This is a genomic window from Candidatus Aeolococcus gillhamiae (assembly GCF_016464765.1).
GTDB lineage: Bacteria > Chloroflexota > Dormibacteria > Aeolococcales > Aeolococcaceae > Aeolococcus > Aeolococcus gillhamiae.
The window spans coordinates 22,732-35,240 of the sequence record NZ_JAEKNS010000025.1; the positions used below are offsets into that span (position 1 = coordinate 22,732).

10 protein-coding genes are annotated in these 12,509 nt (G+C 67.1%); 8 read left to right on the forward strand and 2 right to left on the reverse strand.

Features of this window, described 5'->3' with window-relative positions:
• The first annotated feature begins 207 nt into the window (after window positions 1-207).
• Window positions 208-2,067, forward strand: a complete 1,860-nt coding sequence (locus tag JF886_RS01720; RefSeq protein WP_350340561.1) for a glycoside hydrolase family 15 protein — start codon at window positions 208-210, stop codon at window positions 2,065-2,067.
• 513 nt (window positions 2,068-2,580) lie between these two features.
• On the opposite strand, the gene JF886_RS01725 is transcribed toward JF886_RS01720, so the two are convergent.
• Window positions 2,581-2,769, reverse strand: coding sequence for a hypothetical protein (locus JF886_RS01725; RefSeq protein ID WP_337308975.1), 189 nt, complete (start codon window positions 2,767-2,769; stop codon window positions 2,581-2,583).
• Between the two features lie 176 nt (window positions 2,770-2,945).
• Window positions 2,946-3,134, reverse strand: coding sequence for a hypothetical protein (locus tag JF886_RS01730; RefSeq protein ID WP_337308978.1), 189 nt, complete (start codon window positions 3,132-3,134; stop codon window positions 2,946-2,948).
• A gap of 259 nt (window positions 3,135-3,393) precedes the next feature.
• On the opposite strand from JF886_RS01730, the gene JF886_RS01735 reads away from it, so the two are divergent.
• The 7 genes from JF886_RS01735 (at window position 3,394) to JF886_RS01765 (ending at window position 12,495) form a co-directional block, all read left to right on the forward strand.
• Window positions 3,394-5,307, forward strand: coding sequence for a transketolase (locus tag JF886_RS01735; protein ID WP_337308980.1), 1,914 nt, complete (start codon window positions 3,394-3,396; stop codon window positions 5,305-5,307).
• Window positions 5,285-6,349 carry a D-2-hydroxyacid dehydrogenase gene (locus tag JF886_RS01740; protein ID WP_337308982.1) on the forward strand — a complete coding sequence of 355 codons (1,065 nt, stop codon included), beginning with the start codon at window positions 5,285-5,287 and terminating at the stop codon, window positions 6,347-6,349. Before JF886_RS01735 ends, JF886_RS01740 begins: the two co-directional genes overlap by 23 nt.
• Before the next feature lie 167 nt (window positions 6,350-6,516).
• Window positions 6,517-8,187 (forward strand): glucose-6-phosphate isomerase, encoded by a 1,671-nt coding sequence (gene pgi, locus JF886_RS01745; protein WP_337308984.1) that lies wholly within the window; start codon window positions 6,517-6,519, stop codon window positions 8,185-8,187.
• Window positions 8,184-9,275: a transaldolase gene (gene tal / locus JF886_RS01750; protein WP_337308986.1), complete on the forward strand. Its 1,092-nt coding sequence runs from the start codon at window positions 8,184-8,186 to the stop codon at window positions 9,273-9,275. Before pgi ends, tal begins: the two co-directional genes overlap by 4 nt.
• Before the next feature lie 70 nt (window positions 9,276-9,345).
• Window positions 9,346-10,359 carry a phosphogluconate dehydrogenase (NAD(+)-dependent, decarboxylating) gene (gnd, locus tag JF886_RS01755; RefSeq protein ID WP_337308988.1) on the forward strand — a complete coding sequence of 338 codons (1,014 nt, stop codon included), beginning with the start codon at window positions 9,346-9,348 and terminating at the stop codon, window positions 10,357-10,359.
• Window position 10,360: 1 nt separating this feature from the next.
• Window positions 10,361-11,791, forward strand: a complete 1,431-nt coding sequence (gene zwf / locus JF886_RS01760; RefSeq protein ID WP_337308990.1) for a glucose-6-phosphate dehydrogenase — start codon at window positions 10,361-10,363, stop codon at window positions 11,789-11,791.
• Window positions 11,788-12,495, forward strand: a complete 708-nt coding sequence (locus JF886_RS01765) for an HAD family hydrolase (protein WP_337308992.1) — start codon at window positions 11,788-11,790, stop codon at window positions 12,493-12,495. The genes zwf and JF886_RS01765 overlap by 4 nt, the downstream gene beginning before the upstream one ends.
• Window positions 12,496-12,509 lie beyond the last annotated feature (14 nt).

Sequence of the window (12,509 nt, forward strand, 5' to 3'; positions counted from 1 at the left end):
CGCGGGCGACGTTACCGGCACCGTGCAGACCGGTGTCTACGCGTCGATGATCTCACGCGGCGGCACACTGTCCCGTAAGCAAAGGGATCGTCGAAGGTGACAGGAAGGTGGGCAGCTGTGAGTGCAACCCCAGCGAGCACGGAAGAAGCGGTGGAGGGATCACCGAGGGCCGGCCTCCGCCTTGCCGCGGTGGTCGACGGTCTCTAGGTGACAGCTCGAAAGCGGCCCAATCCAGCGCAGCCGTACCCGTTCCTTGACGAATACGGCGTCATTGGCGACATGAACTCGGCGGCGCTGGTGTCACGCGACGGCTCCATTGACTGGTTGTGTCTCCCGCGTTTCGACAGTGCGTGGGTTTTTGGCCGCCTTCTGGATTGGGAGCACGGCGGTCACCTTCGGGTCGCGCCGGAGGGCTGCGTTCCCTCGCGGCAGTACCGAACCGATTCCAACGTGTTGGAGACGACGTGGGTCGCCGGCCGCGATCAGGCGCAGGTCATTGACTTTATGCCCGTGCCTGTCGGTAGCCACGCGACCTCCGCGCCTGAGTCACTACGACTTCTTCGAATGGTCCAGCCGATGCGCGGCAAGCTCAATTGGTGCATCGACTTCTGCCCCATCTTCGACTGCGGGCGCAAGGCGACGAGGATCTCTCAGTCCGCGCCAGGGATCGTGACGGCACGCTCAGGGAGGGAGTCGGTGACCCTCGAGTATCCGCCTCACTTCAGACTGGCTCGGGGAGAGAAAGGTCTGAGTCTCACCGGCAGCCTCGCAGTCGGAGAGACGGCGGTGATCGCCTTGCATCACGGCCGGCCCGGTGGTCGTGCACAGCAGATTCCATGGAAGCTGGCGTCGCGCCTGCTGGATGAGAGCGATCGATTCTGGCGTGCGTGGCTGCAGCAATGCACGTATCGAGGCCGGTATGCCCCACAGGTCCGAAGGTCGGCGCTACTGCTCAAACTCATGCAATACCAGCCATCGGGCGCGTTTGTGGCAGCGCCCACAACCTCGCTGCCCGAAGCAGTAGGCGGCTCACTCAACTGGGATTACCGCTACACGTGGTTGCGTGACATGTCGGTCCTGGTCGACACCCTGCACCAGTTGGGCTTCGTCCAGGAGGTCGACCAGTTCATGGATTGGCTGGACACGAGCTGCGCCAGCGCGCCACTGAATTTTCAGATGCTGTATCGGGTCGACGGCGAGCCGCGGGTCACAGAACATGAACTCCCGGAGCTTGACGGGTATCGCGGTTCCCGGCCAGTCCGAGTCGGCAACGCCGCGGCAGGTCAGAAGCAACTCGACGTCTACGGCGAGGTGATGGAGGCTGCCCACGCAGCCTGGAAGCGCGACAAGCACTTGCCGCGACGGCGGCGGGCAATGCTCTTGCGGATCGTCGATCACGTCCTCCAGCACTGGCAGGAGCCAGACGCGGGCATCTGGGAGTCACGCTCGCGGCCCAAGCGCTACTTGTACTCACAGGCCATGTGCTGGCTGGCCCTCGACCGGGCGCTGCGCATGGATTCATCGCTTCGCCTCGGCGAGGGTCGCCGGGTGGACGTTCGACGTGTCCGGACCCGCATCCGGCGCGAGGTGCTCACGCGGGGCTTCAACCAGAGGCTTGGGACCTTCACCCAGGGGTTCGACGACGACACCCTCGACGCGTCCGCTCTGACGGTTCCCCTCACCGGGATGCTGGACGCGTCGGACCCGCGGGTGGTCTCGACTGTGCGCGTCGTGCAGGCGCAGCTCATGCGGGGCGGACTCGTGTATAGACACAAGGGAACAGAGTCGGAGTTCGCGCAGGACGAGGGCGCCTTTCTGGTCTGCTCCTTCTGGTTGGTCGACGTGCTCGCCCAGATGGGCCGGTTCGATGAGGCGGAAGAGCTCTTCGCGCGAGTGAGCCGTACCGCTAACGACCTCGGGCTCTTCGCCGAGGAGTTCGATCCGGGAACCGGACAACCCATGGGCAACTTCCCGCTGGCGCTGTCCCATCTCTCCATGGTGGGTGCAGTGCTGAACTTGGAGCGTGCAGCTCGTTCACGCCGGCACGCGCCTCGAGGGCGACCATAGACGGCAGTGACGAGCCGCTCGCGCAAGGGGCTGCGTGTGATAACAGCCACGCAAATGACGCTACAAACCTCGCCAGCCACCTGCGTCGACGCGAGAGCGAGCGATCTGTCGGACGCCCTCTCTATCGATTCCCTCCAGGCCTGCCGGTACCGGCATGCCCAGCCCTTGCGGTTGCGTAGAGTCCGTCGCTGGCAACGAGCAGGCGAAAGTCGCTCGCGGTGATGCCTCCACCGCTTCCTTCTGCACGTGCTTGGCTTGCACCCACTGCTGCGCACCTTCGTGTCACCTTCGACGATTTCTCTGTGCACTGTCCAAGTGTTCCGCTCCGTGAGATCACCGAGGCACAGATACCGATCTGCCCTGGCGTGACGTCACCTCGCAGGCACGCTCCGCCTCGATGCACTGGAGCCGGGTGTTGCAGTCAAAGACTATGCCGGGTTGGGGACGCGTACTTCGCACCAGGCCGACGACAACACGGGTGTGGCCTACGTCACGGCTCCGCTGGTCTCAGGTCTACTCCGTGACAGCGACCTCGCTCAGGTGCTTCCGGGCCAACTCCTGCGCCTCGGCTGGGAGATCCTCGAGTTTGGTGCCGCGAGGCTGGCAGCACTCACCACCGCCGGCGGTGGCCTCTGTGTAGGTCTTGCCGTCGCAGCACCATCCCTGGCTCGTGTCGGGGTGCCCGTGCTGATGTTCGCTCATGGCGCTCGTCCTCCTTGCTCAGCCAACTCTTGACCTACGATCGTACCTACGTGAGTGTGCTCGACATGGGCCAGCGTTGCGGTCCGTTATCTACCGGCTGGGTCGCGTTCCGCAGCATCGTCGTTGCTGGGAGAGCCGGGGCAGGACCAACGCGGCCACCTCTGACGCTGCCTGAGCTAGCCGCTGGCCTCGCCCAAACGTTCTTTCGCCTTCTGCTGGGCCTCAGCCGGGAGGTGGGCGAGGTCTGTCGCCATCGGCCGGCAGCACTCTCCGCCTTCACTGGCATGCTCGGCCGACGTGGGTCCGTCGCCGCACCACCCTTGGCTGGCATCGACGTGGTCGTGCTCATGCTTCTGCTCGCTCACGGTTGCTTCCCTCGCGGCCAGAACGTAAGGGTTGGGATCGAATACCTCACCAGGGGGCGGTGACAACAAGTGCGGGGTGACTCGAACCGGCCTCGACGCCCGTGGCCCGCGCTGGGCGCCAAGATCGAGCAAAGGCCGCAACGCTCGGGTCAGGGATTGGCACCTACGACTCAGGATGCCGGGCCATCACCACGGACTCCGCGCCGCACGGGCGACCGTCACGAGGCTCAGATCCAGCGCGACACCCAAGGAGGACACCATGACAACCCTCGCCAGCAGTGCGATGGCCACAACGGACACCGAGGCCCTGCGAGAGCTGGGACAGCAGCTGCGGGTGGACAGCATCCGCTGCAGCACGGCGGCAGGCTCCGGCCATCCCACCTCATCGATGTCGGCAGCCGACCTGATTGCGGTCCTGCTGAGCCGCCACCTGCTCTACGACTGGAGCCAGCCGGATCAGCCGAACAACGACCACCTGATCTACTCCAAGGGGCACGCCTCGCCACTCTGCTACGCGATGTTCAAGGCGGCGGGCGTGATCACTGATGAGGAGTTGCTGACCTACCGGACCTTCGGCTCACGCCTGGAGGGACACCCCACGCCGGTGCTGCCTTGGGTGGACGTGGCCACCGGCTCGCTGGGCCAGGGCATGCCGATCGCGGTGGGGGTGGCCCTGGCCGGCAAGTGCCTCGACAAGCTGCCCTACCACGTCTGGACGCTCTGCGGCGACTCCGAGATCGCCGAAGGCTCGATCTGGGAGGGGATCGACAAGGCCGCCTGGCATCGGCTGGCCAACCTGACCGTCATCGTCGACGTCAACCGCCTCGGCCAGCGCGGCGAGACGGAGTTCGGCTGGGACCTCGAGGTGTATCGCCGTCGATTCGAGGCGTTCGGGGCAGACGCGATCGTCATCGACGGCCACGACATCGACGCCATCGACGCTGCCCTGGGCCAGGCCCGGCGCTCCACCGACCGGCCCACGGTGATCCTCGCCCGCACCATCAAGGGCAAGGGGTTCAGCGAGATCGAGAACCTCAACGGCTGGCACGGCAAGGCGCTGCCGAAGGACATGGCCGAACGGGCCATCGCCGAGCTCGGTGGTCCCCGCGACCTCACCGTGACCACCCGCAAGCCGGAGGCGGGCGAACCCGCCGTGATGAACGTCTCCGGCACGGTGACCCTGCCCACCTACGAGCTAGGCGCGAAGGTGGCCACCCGCAAGGCCTACGGGGACGCGCTCCTGGCCCTGGGCAACCGGGCGGGGGTGGTGGCGATGGATGGCGAGGTGAGCAACTCGACCCACGCCGACGAGTTTGCCAAGCAGTATCCGGAGCGCTTCTTCGAGATGTTCATTGCCGAGCAGATGCTGGTCTGCGCCGCGGTGGGCATGGCGGTGCGCGGCTACATCCCCTTCGCCTCCACCTTCGCCGTCTTCTTCTCCCGGGCTTTCGACTTCATCCGCATGGCCGGCGTCTCCGAGGTGAACATCCGCCTGGTCGGCTCCCACGCCGGCTGCGAGATCGGCCAGGACGGCCCCTCGCAGATGGCCCTGGAGGATCTGGCGGCGCTGCGCGCCGTGCACGGATCAGTGGTGCTCTACCCCTCCGACGCCACCGCGGCCGTCAAGCTCACCGCGCTGATGGCCGACACCCCCGGCATCGTCTACCTGCGCACCACCCGGGGCGCCTATCCGGTGCTCTACAGCGCCGATGAGGAGTTCGTGGTGGGCGGGTCCAAGGTGCTGCGCCGCTCGGAGAAGGACCGCGTCACCCTGATCGGCGGCGGGGTGACCGTGCACAACTGCCTGGCGGCGGCCGAGCAACTCGCCGCCGACGGTATCGCGGCACGGGTGATCGACCTCTACAGCGTCAAGCCGGTGGACGTGGCCACCCTCCGTGAAGCCTGTCGGGAGACCGGCGGACTCTTCGTGGTCGCCGAGGACCACTACCCCGAGGGGGGCATGGCGGCCGCGGTCCTGGAGGCCCTCGCGCAGGACGCGCAGCGGCCGCGGCTGGCCCACTGCGCGGTGCGCCGCCTGCCCACGTCGGGCACTCCGGCCGAGCTGATGGACGCAGCCGGCATCTCAGCCGCACACATCGCGGCCGCCGCGCTCGGCCTGCTCCCGGCGAACACGGGATCGGAGAGCCACGGTGAGATCTCCGACCGTCGCTGATCCTTTGCTCGTGATGATCGCCACGCCGCTCGAAGCGGACCTGGTGGATAGCATCGTGGCTGTCGACGAGCGGGTCACGCTGCTCTACGTGCCGGAGCTGCTGCCTCCCACCCGCTACCCCTGCGACCACCGTGGCGTCGAGACGTTCAGGCGCGATGCGGAGGGAACCCGCCGCTGGGCCGAGCTGATGGCCCGGGCGGAGGTCATGTTCGGCATCCCCGGCGACAGCGCCGAGGGATTGGCGGACACGGTGCGGGCCAGTCCGCAGCTGCGCTGGCTGCAAGCCACCGCTGCCGGCGCCGGCGAGCAGGTGCGCGGCGCCGACCTGACCGACGCGGAGTTGGCCCGGGTGGCCGTCACCAGCGCCAGCGGCGTGCACACCGGTCCGCTCGCCGAGTTCTGCATCCTTGGGCTGCTCGCCTTCAGCAAGAATCTTCCCCGACTGCTGGCCGACAAGCAGGCTCGCCACTGGGACCACTACCCGATGCGCGAGTTGAAGGGCCAGACGCTGCTGATCATCGGTCTTGGCAAGATCGGCAGCGAGGTGGCCCGCCTGGCCGGTGCACTCGGCATGCGCGTCATGGCCGTCAACCGGACCGGCTCAAGCGGGTGCTCGGCTGTGGACGAGGTGCACACCATGGACGAGCTGGGCAGCCTGCTGCCCGCCGTCGACGCGGTCGTGGTCGCCCTGCCGCTCAGCGACGAGACCCGGGGGATTGTGGATGCGCAGGCCATCGCCGCGATCAGGCCGGGTGCAACCTTCGTCAACGCCGGCCGCGGCGGGGTGGTCGACGAGACCGCGCTGATCGAGGCGCTGCAGCAGGGTCGCCTCGCCGGCGCCGCGCTGGACGTCTTCGCGGTCGAGCCGCTTCCTGAGGACAGCCCCCTCTGGGAGTTGCCCAACGTGCTGCTCAGTCCGCACACCACGGCGCTCTCGATTCACGAGAACGAGCGGATCGTCGAGCTCTTTGTCGACAACCTGCGGCGCTACATGAGCGGAGACGAACTCCGCAACCGCGTCCCGACCCCACGCCCTCGCTGAGCCCCGGAACCGGTTGCAACGGCTGCGGGAGGTGGAGGCACGTACCGGCTGAGAGCCTGCCAAGATGAGGGGCCCGACCCGATCGTGAACGCCCAGTGGCCGCCCCCGACGCGCGCCGCGTCGAACTTGGGCCACCCGCCTGTCAGGTCGCTGCTGGAGGAAGATCGATGGACGCCGTAGCCGCAGCCACCACCATCTCCGAGACGGCGGAATGGGCGACGCTGGATGCCCACTTCGCCGAGGTGCGTGGGCAGCATCTGCGCGACCTGTTCGCCAGTGACCCGACGCGGGCCACCGAGCTCAGCCTCGAGGTCGACGGCCTCTACCTCGACTATTCCAAGAACCGCCTGACCCAGGAGACGATCAGGCTACTGGTGGCACTGGCGGAGCGCGCCGGCCTGCGCCAGCACATCGCTGCCATGTTCGCGGGCGAGACGATCAACGTCACCGAGCAGCGCGCCGTGCTCCACGTGGCCCTGCGCGCGCCCGAAAGCGAGTCCATCCTGCTCGACGGCACCGACGTGGTGCCTGAGGTGCATCGCGTGCGGCGCAAGATGGCCGCCTTCGCCGACCGCATCCGCTCCGATGAGTGGAAGGGCCACACCGGCAAGCCGATCCGCAACGTCGTCAACATCGGCATCGGCGGTTCCGACCTCGGACCGCACATGGCATACACAGCGCTGCAGGACTACAGCGACCGCTGGCGGACCTTCCACTACGTCTCCAACGTCGACGCCACCCAGCTCTGGGAGTCGCTGCGCGACTGCGAGCCCGACGAGACCTTGTTCATCGTCTGCTCCAAGACTTTCACCACCCTGGAGACGCTCGCCAATGCGCGCAGCGCCCGCGACTGGCTGCTCGAACGGCTTGACGACGAGGCCGCGGTGAAGAAGCATTTCGTCGCCGTCTCCAGTAACGCCGAGGAGGTGCGCAAGTTCGGCATCGACCCTGCCAACGTCTTTGAGATGTGGGACTGGGTCGGCGGCCGCTACTCGCTGGACTCAGCGATCGGGCTGTCGCTGATGATCGCCATCGGACCCGGGCGTTTCGGCGAGATGCTGGCTGGCTTCCACGCCATCGACGAGCACTTTCGCACTGCGCCCTTCGAGCGCAACCTCCCCGTGCTGCTGGCTCTGATCGGTATCTGGTACATCGACTTCTTCGGCGCCGAGACCCAGGCCATCCTCCCCTACAGCCAGTACCTGGAGCGTTTCCCCGCCTACCTGCAACAGCTCGACATGGAGAGTGACGGCAAGTCGGTCGACCTGGACGGTAAGCCGGTCTCGTATGCCACGGGGCCGATCGTGTGGGGACAGCCCGGCACCAATGGCCAGCACGCTTTCTACCAGCTCATCCACCAGGGCACCCGTCTTGTCCCCTGCGACTTCATCGGCTTCGCCCAGCCCAACCACGCCATCGGTGAACACCAGAACCTGCTGCTCGCCAACTTCCTGGCCCAGCCGGAGGCGCTCGCCTTTGGCAAAACGCGCGAGCAGGTGGTGAGCGAGGGGGTGGCGGAGGAGCAGGTGGCCGCGCGCGTGTTCGAAGGGAACCACCCCTCCAACACCATCCTGGCGACCAAGCTCACCCCCTACACGCTCGGCCAGCTGGTGGCGCTCTACGAGCACAAGGTCTTCACCCAGGGAACGATCTGGAACATCGACTCGTTCGACCAGTGGGGCGTCGAGCTGGGCAAGATGCTCGCCCAGGGCATCATCCCCGAGCTTGAGGCTGACAGCGAGCCGGAGTTGCACCATGACCCATCGACCAACGCGCTGATCCGGCGCTGTCGAGGGCTCATGCCCGACGACACATCATTTCAGAGGAGCGAATCATGAACCCGGCCCAGCGACTACACGAAGTTGGCCAGAGCCTGTGGCTCGACAACATCACCCGCGGCCTGTTGACGAGCGGCCAACTGGCGCGCTACGTCGCCGATGCCGCGGTGACCGGTCTGACCTCCAATCCGAGCATCTTCGACAAGGCCATCACGGGCGGCTCGGATTACGACGAGCAGGCGCGCCAGCTGGCGGCGGCGGGGCTGGATGGGGAGGCATTGTTCTTCGCGCTGGCGCTGGACGACCTCGTCAAGGCCGCCGCCCTGTTCAGGCCAGCGTGGGACGCGAGCGACGGCCTCGACGGCTGGGTGTCACTGGAGGTCTCGCCACGCCTGGTGCACGACACCGCGGGCAGCGTGGCCGAGGCCAAGGAGCTGCACGATCAGGCGGGCACCCCCAACCTTTTCATCAAGATCCCCGGAACCCGCGAGGGCGTGCCCGCGATCGAGGAACTCACCTTTCAGGGCGTACCCGTGAACGTGACGCTGCTGTTCTCGGCAGAACAGTACCGGGCGGCCGCCGACGCCTACCAGCGCGGGCTGGAGCGGCGCCAGGCCGGCGGCCTCGGTCTGGACATCGTCTCGGTGGCCTCGCTGTTCGTCTCGCGCTGGGACCACGCCACCATCACGGAGCTTCCCGACGACCTCAAGGATGAGCTTGGCATCGCGGTGGCCAAGCAGACCTACCGCGGCTACCGCGAGATGCTCGCGTCGCAGCGCTGGCAGGATCTCGCAGCCCAGGGCGCTCGTCCCCAGCGGCTGCTCTTCGCCAGCACCGGCACCAAGGATCCGGCCAAGCCGGACACGTACTACATCGAGGCGCTGGCGGCCCCGGACACCATCAACACGATCCCGCCGGCCACGCTGGAGGCGTTCGTCGATCATGGCACCGTTGGAGAGATGCTGCCCTCCGATGGAGGGAACGCCGATTCGGTGATCGCCCGGGTCGAGGCCGCCGGCGTCGACGTACCGGCCCTGGCCGACACGCTGCAGACCGACGGCGGAGTCGCATTCGAGAAGGCGTGGGACGACCTCCTGCAGTCGCTCAACTCGAAGTCAGCGCAGCTCACCGCCACCGCCGGGCGATGAACGGCGCCACGGTGCTGGTACCACCCGGGCTCGTGGTGGCGCTTCGCTGCGAGCGCGGAGAGGAGAGACGATGCAACTCGGCATGATCGGCTTGGGACGGATGGGCGCCAACCTCGTGCAGCGCCTCACCAAGGACGGCCACGAGTGCGTGGTCTTCGACGTCAACCGCGCCGCCGTCAAGAAGGTGGCGAGCAAGCACGCCCAGGGCGCGGCGTCGATCGACGACTTCGTGGCCAAGCTCACCAAACCGCGGGCGGCATGGGTGATGGTGCCCGCCGCCGTGGCCGGCCAGACCGTCGTCGAACTGGCCTCGCGGATGGAGGCCGGCGACATCATCATCGACGGTGGCAACAGCTACTACCGCGACGACATCGCCCGGGCCGCGGCCCTCAAGGAGCGCGGCATCCACTACGTCGACTGCGGGACCAGCGGCGGTGTCTTCGGGCTGGAGCGCGGCTACTGCTTGATGATCGGCGGCGAGGACAGAGTGGTCCAGCACCTCGACCCGATCTTCGCCAGCATCGCGCCGGGGGTCGGAGCAGCGCTGCGCACCCCGGGGCGCAAGGGACGCGCCAGCCGCGCCGAACAGGGCTACCTGCACTGCGGACCCAATGGCGCCGGTCACTTCGTGAAGATGGTCCACAACGGCATCGAGTACGGGCTGATGGCAGCCTACGCGGAGGGGCTCAACATCCTCAAGAACGCCGATGTGGGACTGCGCGAGCAGGGGGCGGACGCCGAGACCACGCCGTTGCGCGAGCCCGACGCCTACAAGTACCAGCTCGACATCGGTCAGATCGCCGAGGTGTGGCGACGGGGCAGTGTCATCGCATCCTGGCTGCTCGACCTCACCGCCGCGGCGCTGGTCGGAGACTCGGCGCTGACGGAGTTCGGCGGACGCGTCTCTGACTCCGGGGAGGGTCGCTGGACGGCGCTCGCGGCCGTCGATGAGGGAGTGCCCGCACCGGTGATCAGCGCGGCGCTCTTCGCGCGCTTCGAGTCGCGCGGCGACGCCGACTACGCCGACCGCTTGCTCTCAGCGATGCGCAAGCAGTTCGGCGGCCACGACGAGAAGAGCAGCTGAGGTGGCCACCGCGGCGGCATCGAACGGTGTCTCCGACGCGCTGGTCTTCTTTGGCGCAACCGGTGACCTGGCGCGCAAGCAGATCTTTCCGGCGCTGTACGCGATGACCAAGCGGGGCGTGCTCAACGTTCCCGTGGTCGGAGTGGCCCATTCGGGCTGGAGCCTCGACCAACTGCGCGACCGCGCCAAAGACAGTATCGTCCACAGCGCTGGCGGCATCGACGACAAGGGCGCTCTTGATGACCTGTTGTCCAGGCTCCGCTACGTGGACGGCGACTACAAGGACTCGGGCACGTTTGCGGCGCTGAAGGAGGCACTGGGAAAGGCGTCTCGCCCGGCGCACTACCTGGCCATTCCGCCGCTTCTCTTCGCCACGGTGATCAAGGAGCTCGGCACTGGCGAGCTCGCCGACAACGCCCGGGTCATCATCGAGAAACCCTTCGGACGCGATCTCGCCTCGGCGCGCAAACTCAACCGTGCTGCCCAGGCCGTCTTTCCAGAGGCATCGATCTTTCGCATCGACCATTTCCTCGGCAAAGATGCCGTCGAGAACCTGCTCTATTTCCGCTTTGCCAATTCCTTCCTGGAGCCGATCTGGAACCGCGATCACGTGGCCAGCGTGCAGATCACCATGGCCGAGGAGTTCGGCGTCGAGGGGCGCGGTGCCTTCTACGAGACCACCGGTTGCCTGCGCGACGTGATCGAGAACCACCTCTTCCAGGTGGTGGCTCTGCTGGCGATGGAGCCGCCCGCAGACATGAGCGCCGACGCGCAACGCAACGAGAAGGCCAAGATCTTCCAGGCCATGCAACCCCTGACCCCGGACGACGTGGTGCGTGGCCAGTACGCCGGCTACCGCAAGGAACCGGGGGTGGCGACTGCCTCCGACGTGGAGACGTACTGCGCACTGCGGATGTTCATCGGCTCCTCGCGCTGGGAGGGCGTCCCCTGGTACATCCGTGCCGGCAAGCGTCTGGCCGGGACGGCCACCGAGGTCATGGTCGAATTGAAGCCGCCGCCGCAGGCGCTCTTTGCCGACTCGCCGCGATCAGTGGAGCGGGCGAACTACCTGCGCTTCCGACTCGAGCCCAGCCCCGCCATCGCCATCGCCGCACGCGTCAAGCGGGAGGGAGAGAAGTTCGTCGGCGATCAGCAAGAGTTCTGCCTGCAGGACGCCCAGCTTGCCGACGAGGCGCCGTACGACCGGCTTCTCGGCGACGCCATGGCGGGTGACAACACGCTCTTCACCCGCGAGGATGCTGTCGAGGCGGCTTGGGCGGTTGTCGATCCCGTCGTCAAACACCATCACCGTGTTCTGCCATACAAATCGGGCAGCTGGGGTCCCAAGCAGGCTGACAAGCTCGTCGCAACCGGTGGTGGTTGGCACAACCCCGTCGTGGACGCCGCACCGGCATTGCAGGTGGTCAGGTGAGCGACATCCCGGCCAGGGTGGCTTCCTCCGAACCGGTGCACCGTCTCGCCATCCTCTTCGACATCGACGGGACGCTGATCATCAGCGGCGGGGCCGGGGCCGCCTCGTGGCGGATGGCCTTCGACGAGCTCTACGGCATCCCCGCCGACATCGGCCAGTTCACCGACACCGGAATGACCGACCCCGACGTGGGCCGACGGACCTTCGTGGCCGTGCTGCACCGGCAACCGAGCCGCGCTGAGTTCGCCAAGCTGCTCGAGCGACGGCTCCACTACCTCTATCAGACGGTGGCCGACTCCAAGGACTACCGGGTCCTCGACGGTGTCGAGGAGTTGCTCCCACGACTGCTCGACGAGGGCTACCTGCTCGGCATCGTGACCGGCAACCTCGAGGCGGCGGCGCACATCAAACTGCACCGCGCCAAGCTCAACCGCTTCTTCTCCTTCGGCGGCTACGGCTCCGATTCGACCGATCGCGGTGAGCTTACGCGGATCGCCCTACAGCGGGCCGCCCTCGTCTACGGCGAGGCCTTGGGCCCCGAGCAGTGCATCGTGGTCGGCGACACCCCTCACGATGTCGAGGGTGCCCACGGCGCCGGGATCGCCTGTGTGGGTGTGGCCAGTCACAACTTCAACGCGGAGCAACTGCGCGCTGGCGGGGCAGACTACGTCATCGGCTCGCTCAGGGAGGGCCTGCCGCTGTGACCGTTCTGCTCACC